At 46.6% G+C, this 17107-nt stretch carries 11 protein-coding genes; 3 read left to right on the top strand and 8 right to left on the bottom strand.

Annotation, left to right across the window (positions count from 1 at the left end):
* The first annotated feature begins 213 nt into the window (after nucleotides 1-213).
* A complete protein-coding gene (locus tag ACMXYO_RS16565; RefSeq protein WP_415882830.1) occupies nucleotides 214-618 on the top strand; it encodes a flagellar basal body-associated FliL family protein in 405 nt (134 codons plus the stop codon).
* A gap of 75 nt (nucleotides 619-693) precedes the next feature.
* On the opposite strand, the gene gshA is transcribed toward ACMXYO_RS16565, so the two are convergent.
* The 4 genes from gshA to pyk form a co-directional block, all read right to left on the bottom strand.
* Nucleotides 694-2259, bottom strand: coding sequence for a glutamate--cysteine ligase (gshA, locus tag ACMXYO_RS16560; RefSeq protein ID WP_415886243.1), 1566 nt, complete (start codon nucleotides 2257-2259; stop codon nucleotides 694-696).
* 164 nt (nucleotides 2260-2423) lie between these two features.
* The gene (locus ACMXYO_RS16555) at nucleotides 2424-5573 is read right to left on the bottom strand and encodes an efflux RND transporter permease subunit (RefSeq protein ID WP_415886242.1); all 3150 of its coding nucleotides are present in this window, start codon (nucleotides 5571-5573) and stop codon (nucleotides 2424-2426) included.
* Nucleotides 5574-5609: 36 nt separating this feature from the next.
* A complete protein-coding gene (locus ACMXYO_RS16550) occupies nucleotides 5610-6686 on the bottom strand; it encodes an efflux RND transporter periplasmic adaptor subunit (protein ID WP_415886241.1) in 1077 nt (358 codons plus the stop codon).
* Nucleotides 6687-6819: 133 nt separating this feature from the next.
* Nucleotides 6820-8256, bottom strand: coding sequence for a pyruvate kinase (pyk, locus tag ACMXYO_RS16545; RefSeq protein WP_415886240.1), 1437 nt, complete (start codon nucleotides 8254-8256; stop codon nucleotides 6820-6822).
* Nucleotides 8257-8436: 180 nt separating this feature from the next.
* On the opposite strand from pyk, the gene ACMXYO_RS16540 reads away from it, so the two are divergent.
* Complete coding sequence (locus tag ACMXYO_RS16540; RefSeq protein ID WP_415886239.1) at nucleotides 8437-10704, top strand: ATP-binding protein; 2268 nt, start codon at nucleotides 8437-8439, stop codon at nucleotides 10702-10704.
* A gap of 19 nt (nucleotides 10705-10723) precedes the next feature.
* The gene (locus tag ACMXYO_RS16535; protein ID WP_415886238.1) at nucleotides 10724-12088 is read left to right on the top strand and encodes a sigma-54-dependent transcriptional regulator; all 1365 of its coding nucleotides are present in this window, start codon (nucleotides 10724-10726) and stop codon (nucleotides 12086-12088) included.
* Nucleotides 12089-12098: 10 nt separating this feature from the next.
* Here ACMXYO_RS16535 and sigZ read toward each other — a convergent pair whose 3' ends face one another.
* The 4 genes from sigZ to ACMXYO_RS16515 form a co-directional block, all read right to left on the bottom strand.
* The gene (sigZ, locus tag ACMXYO_RS16530; RefSeq protein WP_415886237.1) at nucleotides 12099-12659 is read right to left on the bottom strand and encodes an RNA polymerase sigma factor SigZ; all 561 of its coding nucleotides are present in this window, start codon (nucleotides 12657-12659) and stop codon (nucleotides 12099-12101) included.
* Nucleotides 12660-12729: 70 nt separating this feature from the next.
* Nucleotides 12730-13434 (bottom strand): glutathione S-transferase family protein, encoded by a 705-nt coding sequence (locus tag ACMXYO_RS16525; RefSeq protein ID WP_415886236.1) that lies wholly within the window; start codon nucleotides 13432-13434, stop codon nucleotides 12730-12732.
* A gap of 91 nt (nucleotides 13435-13525) precedes the next feature.
* Entirely contained in the window at nucleotides 13526-14752 is a 1227-nt protein-coding gene (locus tag ACMXYO_RS16520; protein ID WP_415886235.1) for a hypothetical protein, read from the bottom strand.
* Nucleotides 14745-17096 carry a putative bifunctional diguanylate cyclase/phosphodiesterase gene (locus tag ACMXYO_RS16515; protein ID WP_415886234.1) on the bottom strand — a complete coding sequence of 784 codons (2352 nt, stop codon included), beginning with the start codon at nucleotides 17094-17096 and terminating at the stop codon, nucleotides 14745-14747. Before ACMXYO_RS16515 ends, ACMXYO_RS16520 begins: the two co-directional genes overlap by 8 nt.
* Between the last annotated feature and the right edge of the window lie 11 nt (nucleotides 17097-17107).

The following is a 17107-nucleotide window of genomic DNA, read 5'->3' as shown; positions in this document are numbered from 1 at the left end:
GATTTACCATTTCTATTTTGTAGTACCCTTTCGCTCATCATATTCCTAAGCCGATTCAGGGTGCAACCGTCCCTATAGTAAAAAATAGTTTTTTCGACCGCTTTGATATAGAACAGGGTCAAACACAGTTAATTTTTTGTCCATCAGCCCCTGTTGGGGCCGGAAATAGCGCGCTATACTGCTGCTATTGAAGACGAATGACTGAGGCGAACAATGCTTAAGCGACTGGTTTTATTTATTTTTTTGGCTTTCTCTGTACAACTGACTTGGGCAGAAGGTGACGAACAGAAGACCGCCGATGACTATGTTAATTACATCGAATTAAAAGCGTTTGTAACCAATTTTGGTGGTGTAGGTAAAACGCGCTTCCTGAAATGTGAAGTAACGATTCAGGTATCAAGTGAAGCGGCACATCATGCGGTAAACCATCATATGGCGCATATCCGTAATGATATTGTGTTTCTGCTAAGTGCTCAGACTGATGACACGGTTGGTACAGTCGAGCTACAGCAAGAGCTAGCGAAGAAAGCACTGAAGAAAGTACAAAATATCTTGGTAGAAGAAGAGGGTGAAGGTTTCGTATCTGACCTGTTCTTTACGAGTTTCGTAGTGCAGTAGTTACTAACCGAAAACAAAAAAAGCAGGCCACTTCGGTGTCCTGCTTTTTTTACGGGTGCAATATAGGGTGGCTAATTAGTTTGCCATATAGTCCGCTAAGTAGACGTCAAAGTCTGACTGCTCCGCAGCTTCAATTTGCTGTTGTTCCACAAGGGAGCTTTGGCTGAGTTCTTCCAACATCGCTGCCATCTCTGTCGAAGGTTCTTCGGATAGAAGAGCTTCTTTATGGCGCAGTGCTTGTTGCATCACAAAGTCACCGTGGTCGAAATTCTGATCCTGCATCTCTTTCAGTACTTGTGCTGATGGCGTTAGCTCAGGATCTAGCAACTTAGCTTTTTGGGCTTTAATTGCTGCGCTAAATTGACCGCTATTGTGTGCTTGATCAAACAGCGCTGCCGTTTTCTCCATTTCTGCGAGGAGCTCGATGCCCCAATCCTTCAAGGTAACCGTCTGATCGTTGTTGATTAGTGTCAAACCTGGTTCACGGCCGCGAGTGACCACCTGCTGGTGGTTATCTTGAATCTGCTCACACTCAGCAGTGCTAATTTCGCTATCGTCCATCAGCAGGCAGGTGACTAAGAACAGGTCTAAGAAATCAGCTTGGGTCTGATCGATACCCAAAGGTAGGAATGGATTGATATCGGTATTACGGACTTCGATATATTCCACGCCCTTAGACATCAACGCATGAATCGGTTTTTCACCGGATTCTGTGACGCGTTTAGGGCGAATATCGCTGTAGTATTCGTTTTCAATCTGTAAAACATTGGTGTTTAGCTGTCGATATTCACCGTCTACTTTGACGCCGATCTCTTCGTATTGCTGGTAAGGCGTACGGATCGCACTCTCCAGAGATTTGGCGTAAGTATCTAGATGATTAAAGCAGATATTTAGGCTAGCTTGAGCTTTATTGGAGTAGCCAAGGTCGCTCATACGCAATGAAGTCGCATAAGGCAGATACAACGTACCTTTGCCCATCTCTTCTAGGTTGTGCTTCTTACCCTTTAGGAAAGAGCTACATAAAGCCGGAGATGCACCAAAGAGATAGATTAGTAGCCAAGAATAACGACGGAAATTTCTGATCAGGCCGAAATACGCAGCGGATCGGAAATCTTGTAGTGATAGTTCACTGCCTGAAAACCTATGGTAAAGCGGCCAGAATGCTTCAGGGAGTGAGAAGTTGTAATGAATGCCAGCAATGGTCTGCATCACTTTACCGTAGCGATGCTCTAAACCTACGCGGTAGATGTATTTCATCTGGCCGACGTTTGATGAGCCGTAACGAGCGATAGGGATCTCTTTCTCTGGCGGCAACAAGCATGGCATGCTGGCTGGCCAGATCTGCTCTTTATCGAGTTTCTGATAGGTATAGCGATGAAGATCTGCAAGGAAATTCAGGGCATCAGAGGACTTTTCGAAAACGGGCGTAATAAATTCCAGTAACGCTTCCGAATAATCAGTGGTGATATGAGCGTGAGTGAGCGCTGAACCAAGAGCTTGCGGATGAGAGGTTTGAGCTAATCTGCGTTGATCATCAACACGTAAGCCTTCCTTCTCTATACCGTGTTGTAGCTGGGTTAGCAGTCCAGAATGGCCTGCTTGGTTAAGCCAATCTAGCTTTTGTTCTAGTGCTGAAGACAAAAGTCGATCCTTTAAGTCACTCGTTGAGGGGCAACATTATAATTGAGGGAATATTAAATTGCTGCATCGAAACAGTTAGTTTGCGCTTTCGACCTAAACTGCCTCAATTAATTCAATCTGACGTGCTAATTTATCAGATAAAGGGCCATTATTGGCCCCTCTGATTATGCGGCTTCTTCTGTTTTCTGCTTGCCAAAACGTTGCTGTAGTTGGAACCAGCAGATGAGTAGGCAGGGTAGGAAGCCCAGGGTGATGATCACAGAGAACAGGATTCCCATCATAACCACGATACCGACACCTCGATAAAGCTCGGTGCCTGCGCCCGGAATAAAGACCAAAGGTGCCAATCCAAATACGGTTGTGACTGTGGACATCAGAATCGGTTTGAGTCGCTTGGCGACGGCTTGGTTTACCGCGTCTACGATAGAGGTTTTGCCTAAGTGTAGGTTATCCCGTGCTTGGCAGACGATCAGGATTGGGTTGTTCACCACGGTCCCGAGAAGGATTACAAAACCTAGCATAGTGATCATATCGAAGGCTTGATAGAAGCCCGGCAAGCCGGTTTGTTGCAGAAGTTCACCGAGCATATTGGCAGCGACTAAACCGACAACGCCACCTGCGATGCCTAAAGGCACAGTGGTGAGAATGAGGCTGGGATAACTCCAGTGGGACAAAATTACGACCAGTAGTAGGTAGATCAGTAATGCCGCGACGATAAAGTTATTAAACAGGGCGGTTTGGGTCGCATCCAGTTGGTCCGCTGCACCGGAAATACTGATGCTGACTTTCGGTAGAATTTCGCCCTCAGATTTCATCAACGGGATTAATTCGGTTCTTACTTTCTCGACCGCCGTTTCTAGTGCCACGGTTGGCGGTGGCAGGATGTAAACGGAGACGGTACGACGACCTTCGATACGACGAATATCTTCACTGGCGACGGTCTCTTTTATCTCGGCCAGTGCTGATAAAGGTAGAACACCGCCACCCGGAACAGAAATCGGTGTTTGGCTGAGTAGCTCAATGCTTTTTGCTGCATTGAGTTGGCTGTAGAGCAGCATATCGACTTTCTTATCGCCATCGATAAATTCACCGACATAAGCGCCATCACTGAATGCGGCCACTGCGATACCGAAATCTTCCGCTTTGATCCCTAATTCAGCCAGTCTTTGCCACTTCGGCAAGATCTGTATCAGAGGTTGATCTAAAGAGAGGGATTTGGGTTCTGAATCCAAACGAGGGTTATCAAACATCTCTTTTGCGCGAGTCATCACATTTTGCGCGGTGGTGAAGAGGGCTTGTTGATCAGCACCAGAAACATTAAGCACTACAGTACGGGTACCGCCTTGGTTACTTGAGATAATTGAACCTCGCGATGAAAAGGCGCGCATACCCGGATAGCTGGTAAAGAACTGGGTGATCTCTTTCATCATCGGCTCTTGATGGTCATAGTCTTTAGGCTCACTCAGCAACCACACGGAACCTGAGCCGATATAGAGCAGGTAATAACGTAACGCCGGAATCATCCCTTGTTCGGGTATGTAGTCTTCCGGTTGCTGTTGCACGGCTAGATCGACTTTTTCTTTCACCTCTGCGCCAATCAGGGACATCTCTTTGTAGCTATAACCGGCAGGGGCAAACATCATCGAAAATGACTTTGGCTCTTCACCTTCGGGTAGGTATTCCGCTGCTGGCATAAACGCAATAGCTAACCCTAAGGTTGCGAAGGTGCTCAGCGCGATGACCGTTATCCGGCGTTTGAAACCATCATTTAGCCAAGTGATCAGCTGCATGATTTTGCCCTGTTGATATTGCTTATCGTCCGATTTAGTCGATAAACCAAAAAATGCGCAGGCAGAAGGCACGACAAACAGCGCAAACAGCATAGAAGCTAAAATGGAAGCGGAGACGGTAATTGCGATATCGGAATAGAGTTGCCCAGCTTCCTGCTCGACAAAAAAGATCGGCGTAAACACTAGAACGGTCGTGGCACTGGAGGCGATGACGGCAGTCCACACCTCTTTTACTCCAGCAATGGCTGATTCAATCCGATCCATGCCTTGGCGTAGTTTCTGCTCGATGCTTTCGAGCACTACGATACTGTTATCAAGAGTCATACCAATCGCAAACGTAATCCCGGCTAAGGAGATGACGTTGATACTGCGACCAAACATCATTAAGCCGATAAACGCGGCGATGGTACAAACAGGGAGTCCAAGCAGGCAGAAGAGCGTTGCGCGGCCAGAGCGCATAAATACGTATAGAACAAGGCTCGCCAGTAACGCACCTAAGCAAAGGTTTAGCACCACGCTTTTGATAGAGGCTTCTACATAGCGAACATCATCTCCGATCAGCTCTATACGCATGCCGTTGGGTTTAAGAACATCGCGGCGCAGTTGTTCGACTGCTTGCAGCATGTCTTGTTTGATTTGAATAACGTTGGCACTGGGTTCTCTACGAACCCCTAAAGTGATCGCTCGCTCACCTGCAACATAAGCGACGCCGTTAGTTTCATAATGATCGAGTTTGATGTCGGCAACATCTTTTAGGTAAGTACTAACGCCATTTTCGTGGCGAATAATAAGGTTGCTCAGTTCCTCTAAGTCATTGAAGCGACCTTGTGTACGCAGTAAATAGCGGCGTTTACCCTCTTCGATATCGCCAGCAGAAATATCTCTATTACGTGTTTGGATCGCACTTTTAACATCCGCCATGCTTAGCCCGCGTTGGGCAAGTTGGTCCGGTTCAATATGGATCTGGATCTGACGCTCTGTTTTTCCGCGCATAGAAACTTGAGATACCCCCGGAACCCTTTCCATCACTGGACGTACCTGACGATCAATAAAATCGCTGGTCATGTCCATATCGAGGTTAAATGGATTGCCCGCTTCAGGCACCACCGAGAAATACAGGAAGGGATTAGCAGAAAAGGAGCTGATTCTTACGCTAGGTTGATCGACATTGTCAGGGTAGCCCGCCACTTGATTAAGCGCGTTGGTGACCTTGATCATCGCCTGATCAAGGTTGGTTTTAGGTGGGAACTCTAAAATGATCTCGGCTTTACCCGTGGACGCGACCGATTCCATAAAGGCGAGGTTTGGCAAGGTGCGTAGATGACGTTCCTGCTCTAACAAGATCTCTTGTTCTATATCTCTAGGCGTTGCCCCGGACCAGCGGGTCTCAATCTCAATCACTTGTGCGTCTAGATCAGGGATCATCTGCACCGGCATCTTTAGGCTCGCTACTACGCCTAATAAACAAAGCATCAATACCAGAACGGCCAAAAGGCGTCCTTGTTGAATAATTGCTCCTAGCATGGGCAACTTATTCCTCTATAGAATCTTGTGAAAACCTTAAGGTTGCAGCGTGACTTCTGCGCCTTCGCGTAATAGCTCGTTACCGCGTATAACAACCTGATCATTGGCATTGATCCCTTTAATGATCTGGATCTTATCGCCTTTGATCTTGCCTAATTCCACCGGCCTACGTTCAGCTTTACCGTCTACCACGATAAATACACTGTTACCGTCATCGGCATGATGCAAAATGGCATCGCGTGACACCATCACTACGTTTTGCTCTTTGGAAAAGTTCAATTCCAGCTTGGCCGATGTGCCCGGTAATAATAGAGAGTTCGCTTGAACGGGTTCAAAGCGAGTCAGGAATGTTCTGCTCTGCTGCGAGCCCACTGGCACCACTGTTTTTACCAAACCTTCAATCGCAGTATTAGGGGCAGTATCGGGATAGATAGTGATGGTCGTGATCTCCTGCATGCGACTGAAATAGGCTTGAGGGATCTGCACATCCAATAGAATATTGTCTAAAGAGACCAGAGTCACTGCTGGATTGCCGCTACTGAGCCATTCCCCTTTCTCTGTTTGCTTAGCGATGATGATGCCGGCAAATGGCGCGAGCAGTTGGTGCTGGCCTAACTCATGCTGGAAACGTTCTTGTTCAGCTTTAGCAGCGGAAAGGTTTGATCGAGCGACATCGCGGGCTACTCGTAGAGAGATCAGCTTATTTTGTGCAATATGCTTTTTCTTTCGAAGAAGCTCACCCTCTTTCAACTGACGGTAAGCTTCATTTAGCTGAGTTTGAGCTGATGTCGTCTGCGCTTTGGATTTGAGCAAGTTCTGGCGGGTTATTTCATCATCTAGGTTTAGAATCAGATCATCTTTTTTGACCTGACTGCCAATATCCACGCTTAGATTTTTGACGATTCCTTCAGCGGCTAAGGATAGATTCGCTGATAGCTCTGCTTTCAGAGTACCGTGCAGCGTTAGCGTCTCTTCAAAAGGCTCTGCTATAGCAGTTTCAACACGAACGGGCATCGCTTTGGCATGCGCCAACGTCGGGATTAAAAATAGAATAGTTAACAGGGCTGAAGCAGCCTTGTTTCTGGAAAAAGTCCGCAGTGGGGTGGGGAACATGTGACAGTTACTCTCACTCAAAAAGTGTGCAACTGATAAATTAAAATCAATTGCTGGGTAACTGCAACTGTATATACACTTTTTTACATTCAAAAAAGTTTGAGGGGAAGCAAATGCTTCCCCTCATCATGGCTTATTGAACCGCTAAAACCTGCATAGAGTTAGTGCCACCATCTTCACCGAGGGATGCCCCGCGGGTGAGGATAACAAGATCGCCAGTTTCTAAAAGGTTACGAGCTTTAAGGCCCGCCAGAATCTCTTGGTTTAGCTTCTCTTTTTCGATCTGAGTGGCATCGAAGAAAATCGGTTCTACACCACGGTACAGTGCAGTACGGCGCATAGTACGTTCATTGCGTGTTACTGCAAAGATCGGCAGACCTGAACGGATACGTGACATCCACAGCGGAGTGGAGCCTGACTCGGTTAAGCAGATGATTGCTTTAACACCCAACAAGTTATTGGCCGTATACATTGCTGAACGTGCAATTGTTTCATCGAAACGTTCCAGCTTTTGCGTGATGTTGGTTGGAGCAGGACGAGACAACTGATGTTTCTCAGCGCCTTGGCAGATAGAAGTCATCGACTTAACCACTTCCACAGGGTGCTTACCCGCCGCTGTTTCAGCAGATAACATCACCGCATCGGTACCATCTAAAATCGCATTAGCAACGTCGAAGACTTCAGCACGGGTTGGCATAGAGTTTTCGATCATGGTTTCCATCATCTGTGTCGCAGTGATCACAAAACGATTGAGTTCACGAGAGCGTTTGATCAGGTGTTTCTGCACGCCAATTAGCTCGGCATCGCCAATCTCTACGCCTAGGTCACCACGGGCTACCATAATCCCATCGCAGGCTAAGATGATCTCATCCAGCGCTTCGTTGCTAGCTACAGTTTCGGCACGTTCTACCTTAGCGATAATCTCTGCTCGGCTTCCCGCGTGATCTAGTAGTTCGCGTGCTTCGTGTAGATCAGCTGCGCTACGCGGGAAAGAGACGGCGATATAATCCATATCGATATCGCCAGCAACTTTGATATCACGACGGTCTTTTTCTGTCAGAGCTGCTGCGGATAAACCACCACCTTGGCGGTTGATACCTTTGTTGTTGGAAAGTGGACCGCCGATGATTACTTCGGTTTCGATACGGGAGTCGTTGACCGCAATGACTTTCAACTGAACGCGGCCATCATCGAGTAAAAGGATATCGCCGGCTTGGCTATCTTCTGGTAGTGCTTTGTAATCGATACCGACTTGGGTTTGGTCGCCATCTTCATTACCCAGTTCTGAATCCAGAACAAAGGTATCGCCTGTTTCTAGTTGGATCTTGGTGTCTTTAAATCGTGCGATACGAATTTTAGGGCCCTGTAGGTCGCCTAAAATTGCGATAGATAAACCCAGTTTACGTGCTGCTTTACGGACCTCACTGGCACGACGGCGATGGTCATCCGCGCTACCGTGGGAGAAATTTAGGCGAACAGTGTTTACGCCGTTTCTTAAAATATCTTCCAAAACACCAGGCTCATCGGTGGATGGACCCAAGGTTGCTACAATTTTGGTTCGTTTCAGCATAAGAGTTAATAGTCCCTTCTTCAGGTTACGCAAATAATATAGTTATGTATTAATACTCTTCGCCATGTTTGGCGTTAAAGAATATATACCTTAGTATAGAGCGGTTATGTTAACGAAATTAAGTATTTCTTTTGCAGTTACGTTAATAAAAGCCCTTTTTGCACAGACAGGCTAGGTTTTATGCCACAGACTCAATCACTTCGCTGGCGTCAGTATCGGCTGCTATTCTTTGTCGTTTTGGCTTTTGCATTCCTATTAGTGGTTGGGCAAATTACATTTCTTAGTCAGTCCCAAGGTTATCAAACCTTGCAGCAACGCTCCGGTGCCGATCTCAATCGTTACCTGTTGAGCCTGCAGCAGAAACTAGATCGATATAAAGACCTGCCTGCGCTACTTTCATCACACTCCACATTGGTTGAAGCTTTGGCTAACCCTGAAGATGCGTTCCTCTCAGGTCAGGCCAGTGTCTATTTAGAATCAGTGAATAATTCGATTAATGCGACTGATGTGTATCTGATGGACAAGGATGGAACGGCTATTGCCTCGAGTAACTGGGCTGAAGCCTACTCTTTTATGGGGAAAAATTACGCTTACCGCCCCTACTTTCAAGATGCTATTAAAGGTAAACCTGGCCGCTATTTCGCTTTGGGCTCCGTATCAAACCGACGTGGCTACTATTTCTCATACCCTGTTTATCAGCGCAGTCAGATTATTGGGGTCGTGGTTGTAAAGATTGATCTCAACGAAATTGAATCAGATTGGACCGATCCTGATCTGGATATTCTAGTGACCGACGAAGATGGCGTTATCTTTATCTCGACTCGGGAAGATTGGAAATTCAGAACCCTACACCCACTGATCAAAGCTGATATCCAACGCATATCTGAGAGCCTGCGCTATGGTGATCATGCTTTAACGGCCCTCGAGATTATTTCGCGAGCACCGCAAGATAATGGTGCGACTTTGATTACGCTGGTGGATGGTGAGCGGATTAAAAACCAAGCCCTCGATGGTATCCGACCACGTGAATTTCTTCTGCAAAGTAGAGAGCTTCCAGATAGCGGTTTAACTGTAGTGGTCTTAGCCAGCACTAAGGCGGTTAAAGTGCGGATGTTCTATACCGCTTTGACCGCAGGTTTTATCTTTCTCGCGTTAATCTTGTTGGTGTTAGTGTTACTGACACGACAGCGTATTACTCGAGAGCGCGCACGTTTTAAGCTGAAAGAAACCCAAGCTTTGGAAGCGAGCGAGCAGCGTGTACGTGCCATTATTGATAACACTCAAGCGGGTCTGATCACGTTGGATGATCAGGGTCGGATTGAAAGTTTAAACTTGATGGCGGAAAAACTGTTTGGTTATGACGAACAGGAGGTGAGGAGTAAGTATTTTAGTAAATTCCTCTCCCAGAACGATCGAGCACTCTGTTGGCAACATTTAACGGCGCCAGATAGTGATCGCCAGCAAGAGCTATATACAGAGGCACAAGGGCTGCGCAAAGATGGTTCTGAGTTCCCAATTGAATTGATTATCGGTCATATGGATTATGGCGTGGTGAAACGCTTTATCGTCACCATTCACGATATTACTCAGCGTAAGCAGTACGAAGAAGAGTTAAAACGTGCGCGAGAGTTGCTAGAGCATAGGGTTGCAGCACGTACCGAAGATCTTACCAATGCCAACCTTAAACTTCGTGACGAAGTCGCTAAGCACGAGAACACCCAAAATGAGCTGATTCAAACGGCGAAGTTGGCAGTGCTTGGTCAGATGTCTGCGGGCATCAACCACGAGCTGAATCAACCGCTAACGGCTATCCGTACTTATGCTGATAATGCCAAAGCCTTTATGGAATTAGGTAAAACTGAACCGGTAGCGAAAAACCTAAGTGAAATTAGTGGCCTGACCGAGCGAATGGCGAAGATCATTCATCCGCTAAAAGAGTTCTCGCGCAAAACGACAGGTGGCGTGGAGCCGGTCTGCCTTAAAAATGTGCATGATGGTGCGATGTCGATCATGTACGGCCGTTTAAGCAAAGCGGATGCAGAGGTAAATTGGCCCTCTGGTCTGGAACGGATCTATGTGCTTGGTGATACAGTGCGTTTGGAGCAGGTGTTGGTCAATCTGATCAGTAATGCGCTACAAGCGATGGAAAATCAGACCAAACCGGTGGTGGATATTAGCTTGTCTGAACAAGACCAACAGATCAGCCTTAATGTGCGTGACTTTGGCCCAGGTATACCGTCGCAGGAACTCAATCGCGTTTTTGAACCTTTCTACACCACCAAAAAAGCGGGTCAGGGCTTAGGACTGGGTTTGTCGATCTCACACCGTATTATCGAAAGTATGGGCGGGGAACTGGCTGTCTCCAATCATGCTCAGGGTGGAGCGGTATTCCGTATTTGCTTACCTAAAGCCGATCAGCCTGATAACCTTAATAACACGATTGGTTGATTAAAAAATGGAAAGCCGCATGAGTGAGAATAGGTTATTGCCCATTCTTTTAGTGGATGATGAAGAGCATATTCGGTTAGCGGCTGGACAGGCCCTTGAATTAGCGGGCTACGAAGTGACCGCCGTTGAAACGGCTGAGCAAGCTTTCGCCATTATTCAGGGCGATTGGCCAGGCATTTTAATTACCGACATCAATCTGCCCGGTATGGATGGCCTTGAGCTGATGAAGCAGGTGGTTAATCTCGATGCCACTTTGCCGGTGATCCTGATTACCGGCCATGGTGATATCACTATGGCGGTGGGTGCTATGCGAGATGGTGCCTACGACTTTATCGAAAAGCCTTTCTCTTCAGACCTGATGTTAGACGTGGTGCGCCGAGCGATTGAGAAGCGTAATCTGGTCATCGAAAACCGCCGTCTTAAATTAGAGTTGGAAGCGCAGAGCGCGCCGGGCCCACGTATTATCGGGAATACCTCCATGATCGCCCAAGTGCGTGGTCTAGTGCATGCGATTGCGGATACCCCTGCTGATATTCTGATCTTGGGTGAAACCGGTACAGGTAAAGACCTGATGGCCCGTTATATCCATGAACACAGCCACCGCCGCGATCAGAATTTTGTCGCGATTAACTGCGGTGCTGTACCTGAAAATCTGATCGAATCTGAACTCTTTGGTCACGAAAAGGGTGCGTTTACCGATGCCAAAGCACGTCGAATTGGTAAATTTGAACATGCGAATGGCGGTACGCTGTTTTTAGATGAGATCGAAAGCATGCCGATGACTCTGCAGATTAAGTTACTGCGAGTCTTGGAAGAGCGGGCAATTGAACGCCTTGGTGCTAACGAGGTTATACCGCTCGATCTTCGCGTGATTGCTGCTACAAAGGTGGATCTGCGCGAGGCAGCCGAGCAAGGGAGTTTCCGAGAAGACCTCTACTACCGTCTGAATGTTGTGCGAGTGGATATCCCGCCGCTACGTGAACGCCGTGAAGATATAAGCCTGCTCTTTCAGCACTTCTCATTGATTGCTTCCTCCCAATATGGGCGAGAGGTGCCGCTGTTATCGGCTGAACGTATGCACAGTTTGATGACCCATGATTGGCCGGGCAATGTCCGTGAACTTCGCAATCTGGCTGAGCGATATGTGCTTCTGGGTGAAAGTTGTACATTCGACTTTGAGAATAAACCGATCACTGAAAGCGATGGCTACAGCAACATGAGCCTGCCGGATAAGGTCGAGCAATTTGAAAGCATGTTGATTCAGGCTGAGCTTGCGCGTTGCGCGGGTTCCATCAAAGAGACATTAACTAGCCTTGGTTTACCTCGAAAAACTCTTTACGACAAAATGAAGAAGTACGGGTTGGATAAGAAAGACTTTAAATAGGGGCTAGCTATTAGCCTCTACTTCCTTTGGGTTTACATTGTTTGCAGGCTTGATGCTTCGGTTCAAATGTAATCACCTTGCCATGACGATCAAATTCCAGAGTGCAGCACTCTTCAAATAGTTGGCGTAACTGAACGCGTGCGCGTTGTACTCTAGATTTTAACGCCGAGTAATTAACACCTAATTGGGTTGCATGGTCCTTTTGTGATTGGCCTTCGATATCAATAACTTTCAATAAATCAGCTTCCTTAGGGGGAAGTGCGTTGATAAAGGGCAGTATGCAGGCACTGAGTTCGTGTTCTGTATGTTGTTCATCTGTATACCATTGTTCGATGACGTCCTCAGGGAGCGCACGGCCTTGTTGGCGATAGAAATCAATAACCCTGTTAGTCGCCATTTTAAATAGCCATGGCTTAAGCTTATCCTGTGCTTTAAGTGAACTGATTTGTTGATGGGTTTTCAACAAGATGTCTTGCAACAAATCCTCAACATCATCGGGGTTGGATATTTTTGTTAGTAAAAACTTTCTTAAATGATGGCTGCATTGCTGCCAAATACTTTCTATATTCAATCGAAAACTCCACTGGCGGATATGAATTTCTGCTTTCTCTAGGCTGAGAGAAAGCAGAGGTGTATTTAAGTTAACAGCAGCTTTGACTTACACATGCTGAGTTACTACTGCTTTTGTTCGCAGAACATGTTTGCCCAATGTAAGTTTCGTTTGATAGATAAAAATCACAAAAACGAGAGTCAAAATCCCCTGCCACTGATTGTTCAGCTATGCCGGTTGCTAACAGGTTCTGTTGCCACTGTTTCATTTTAGGGTAGCGATCTAGAAAGTCGTAACCGCTACAGCGATAAATAATGTCGGCACGGTGTAAAAGTGGTAGCCATGCAATATCTACCAAACCAATAGTTGAGCTGTTAAAGAAAGACTGGTTTTCTAGAACCTTTTCAATTTTGGCAAAGGCTTTGTTTAAACTCTCAGACCGTTGTTCTAGGGTGTTTTTATCAGGGCTTCTTTGAACGCTGCATTGAACAAGATATAGCTTAGACGCGAGGTAGCTCCAAGCACGGTCGATAGCTTTCTCTTCTGCTGAACGGTCTGAATTTAAAGTCGGGTAAACCTCTTCGATATATTCAATAAGCGCTTCTGATTCGAAGAGAGCTTGGCCTGAATCAGTAATAACAAGAGGGACTTGCCCATGAGGTGAAACTTCGAGAAACCACTCTGGCTTTTCCTTTAGGCGGATATATTCAATCTCATAAGGAATCTGTTTTGCTTCTAGTAAAGCGGTAACGCGTTGTACGAATGGACAAATTTTAAAACTGACAACTTTAAGCATCTTTTTACTCTGTTTAGTTATGTTGTACATAACTAGACGTAACAGGTTTTAAAAAGACGCTTTGAACAGCAAAAAAATTGTAAATCTTTATTTAAAAATAGTAACGGAGCGCTACTTGGAGTTGGCGTTCTAGCTGCTTTTGATCATCTTGGTTGTATGCTCTCGCGGCTCGGGTGCTATTTATCCAATTAAATTCATTCAATAGAAACCACTGGCGGTTGAGGCGGTAACGGTAGCTGAGGGTAAAGGCTTTACCGTATTCATCATTGTTGTCGCCAACCGTTTGATCTAGATCTGTAACGGAAAACTCTTCCAGGCGAGTAGATGCTCGATGAGGGCCGTTTCGCCAGCTTAAGGTTAGATAGGCGCTACGGTAATCGTTATCGACTACATTCTCGCGTTGCGGCGATTGCATCAGGGTTGAGCCCTGAATCAACTGACCCATAAGGCTCCACTGTTTATCGATCTGCCAGCGGAAACCGGTATAGGCAAACCGAGTCTCCCAACCATATTGTCCATCCTCAATCATATAAGGGGTGGCGTTATTATCGTAGTAGCCCGCTTGCAGGAGGAGTTTCTTTTTCAGCTTATATTCGGCATTTAAAAAGTAGCCAAGGTGGTCATCCCCTTCATTAAAAGGGTCTGACTCTTTTGCTTGATCTGTAAGCAGAGTCGTTTGCGCAGGTGTTTGCGGGACGGGGAGACCTTCGCCGATAACGGATTGGCGACTGCTAAGCGTCCAACCATGCCAAGACAGCATCGCACCAGCGGTATCGTTAAAACCAAATAAACCTGTGTTGAGCTTTAGATCGTAATCGACCTCTCTAAACTTTCCCAACCACTCTGCCGTGTACTCTATGCCGGTGGTGCGCACCTCCTCACCAATCCAACTGTTCATCGTTGAAGGAGTCAGTGTATTAGCAGGTGACCAAGCAGTGGCTCTGTTCTCTAATGATATAGGTGGGTAAAAAGTACCGATGCGGGCACTGTGTCGAATCCCACTGTCACTGGGAAGGCTTGAGTATTTGAAGAAAACCTCAGTCAGCCCAACTTCGCTTTTTTCATCATCGACAAAGCTGTTCCCTACGACAACAAAACTGAGCTGGTCACTCAAACCTAGCTTTAAGTTGAGGCCTAGCTGCCCTAGAGATAGGTCGCCGCCGGGAGAGTTTTGGAGCTTGCCGAATTGACCACTGACATAGCTCTGTTCACCAGAAGAGTGGCTGGCTCGGATATCAACGAGTCCTTTCAAATCTACATCAATTGCATGTACAGGCAGAGATAAAAGCGTCAATGCTGTAAGCCAGCGACTATCCATGTAAAACCTTTGTGATCGAAGACGGGTTGTACTCCGATTCTAGCAGCCAACTATTAAGTTCGCTTGCTGGTTGAGGTCGGCTGATGAAATAGCCTTGTGCTAAATCACAGTCATGTTGTTCTAACCATGTCAGAGTTTCTTGATCTTCGATTCCCTCAGCGACAACAGTTAGTCCCATATCATGAGCCATACGGATGGTGGATCTAACAATGATCTGGTCGTCGCTGCTCATGTGAACTTTATCGACAAATGAACGGTCGATTTTTAGCTCGGAAACCGGCATCTGTTTCAGCTGAGCTAGTGATGAGTAACCTGTACCGTAGTCATCAATCGACAGTTTGATCCCTTGACCTTTTATTTCGAAGAGCATTTTAATTGCGCTCTCTGGGTCACTTACGACGGCACTTTCCGTTACTTCCAGGGAAAGTGAGTTTTGCGGCAGTTGATGTGTTTTCCAAATCCCTTTGAGGGAATTGATCAGCTGTTGGTTTTTTAGGTTTTCCGCAGAGATGTTCACCGCGATAGACAGATGTAGCCCTATTTCTGCCCAAGCTTGATATTGTCGAGCGGCTTCATTCATTACCCAATAGCTGAGGGCATCGATCTGGCCTGTTTGCTCAGCGATAGAGATAAATGAATCGGGTGGGATCATGCCCTGAATCGGGTGCTGCCAGCGAACTAATGCTTCCAGTTGATGGATTTTTCCGGTTTTTAGATCGAGCTTAGGTTGATAGAACAAACATAGCTGGTCTTCAGCTATAGCAACCTTAAGGTCATTTACTAAGCTTAAGCGGCGGTTGGCATCGGCATCCATTTCTGGCAGATATTGCTGGAAGCTCTGCTGTGCTTTCTTACCATGGCTAAGCGCTGTATCAGCTTTTTGCAGAAGAGTTAGTGGATCATCGGCATCTTCAGGCACACGGGCAAAGCCAACCTGTAGCTGTAAGTGGAGCAGTGTGTCCTCACCACACAGAGGGTCATCCATCACTTGCTCAATCTTTTGCTGCCATTGAACCAGCTCGTTAAGTGTCGAACACTCGATCAGCATGGCGAATTCGTCACCATCTAAATGGAAGGTCTGGCTGGCACCGTTGAGCTTTAACAGGCGTTTACCTACTTCCTTAATCATCATGTCGCCAATCTGATAGCCAAGCGTATCGTTGACGGTTCGTGTGCGGCGAATATCCAGATGAAGGAGGCTGAAAAACGTATCTTTTTGCTGCAGCAGAGTATCTAAAGTCTCGAGTAGGGAGAAACGGTTAGGGAGGTTGGTCAGGCTATTATGCTTTAGCTGGTGGCTGATCTTTTGCTCTCGAACTAAGACTGCTTGCTGCATCTGATTAAACTCTTTTGCAAGCTGCCCCATCTCGTTCTTTTCACTGATATCTACGCTGCTGTCATAGTTTCCTCGCGCAATATACTGGGCTTGGCGTACTAGCTTTCTGACCGGTTGGGTAATACTGCCTGCTAGGAGATAGGCTGCCAGCATGGTTATTGTCACCATACCGCCTTCAAGCGCTAATAGGTGCCACCAGTTCTCTTGCAGGGTTTCCAGTAAGTTTGAGCGAGAGCCAAAGATTGTTACTTGCAGAGGACTTTTGCTGACCATACCTACTTCAATCTGGGTTGCGAAAAGGTGGTCCGGTACCCGATTTTCAATAACAGCTAAGCCTTGCTGGCTCGGTGCTTGAGAATGGCTTGTCGGGATCGCAGCAGCAATTGCACGCCATTGGCTGTCTTCCTGCTGCAACATGAATTCGATACTTAGCCCAGTAATATCGGCAAAGTTTTGCGCCAGGGTGGTATTAATCTGATAGCCATAGCCGATCCAGCCGACAATCTGTTGCCCACTTTTTAACGGTGCAAAACTGAGTTGGTATAACTCCTTTTCTTGCTGGTAAAGATTGGTGAAGGTGCCATCTACATCAAACCATTGTGGCGAAGGGAATGATTGGCCTTGTTCGGGGCCTAAACGGATTTTTTCATTTGGATTGCGGCGTATCAACTGGCCGATTATCGAGAACTCTTGGTCTACAGCGATTGCAATATCGGCATCAATACGTTTGCGATGGTTATTCAATGCAATGAGGAAACTACGTTGGTCAGCACCAAATACCTCTTTCAAACCGAAGTCTTTAGCGGCTGTTTCGGCGAAGGCTTGAAGATAGTAATTTCGTTGTTGATAGAGGGTGTCAAAAACGGAGACAGCGGCATTTAGCCGCGATTGGATCTGGACATCACCTTGCTTATTGTTGGCGTCGTAGACCATCCACAAAGATGCGGCTTGCGCCACCATCAGTAGGGCAACAAAGAATATAAATATTTTGGTTTTTAAACTGCCCATGTTCAGTTCAT

This window comes from Neptuniibacter sp. QD37_6 (genome assembly GCF_047778085.1).
Lineage (GTDB): Bacteria > Pseudomonadota > Gammaproteobacteria > Pseudomonadales > Balneatricaceae > Neptuniibacter.
Note: the sequence above shows the minus strand (reverse complement) of the source record. Positions and strands in the feature narration are given on the sequence as shown.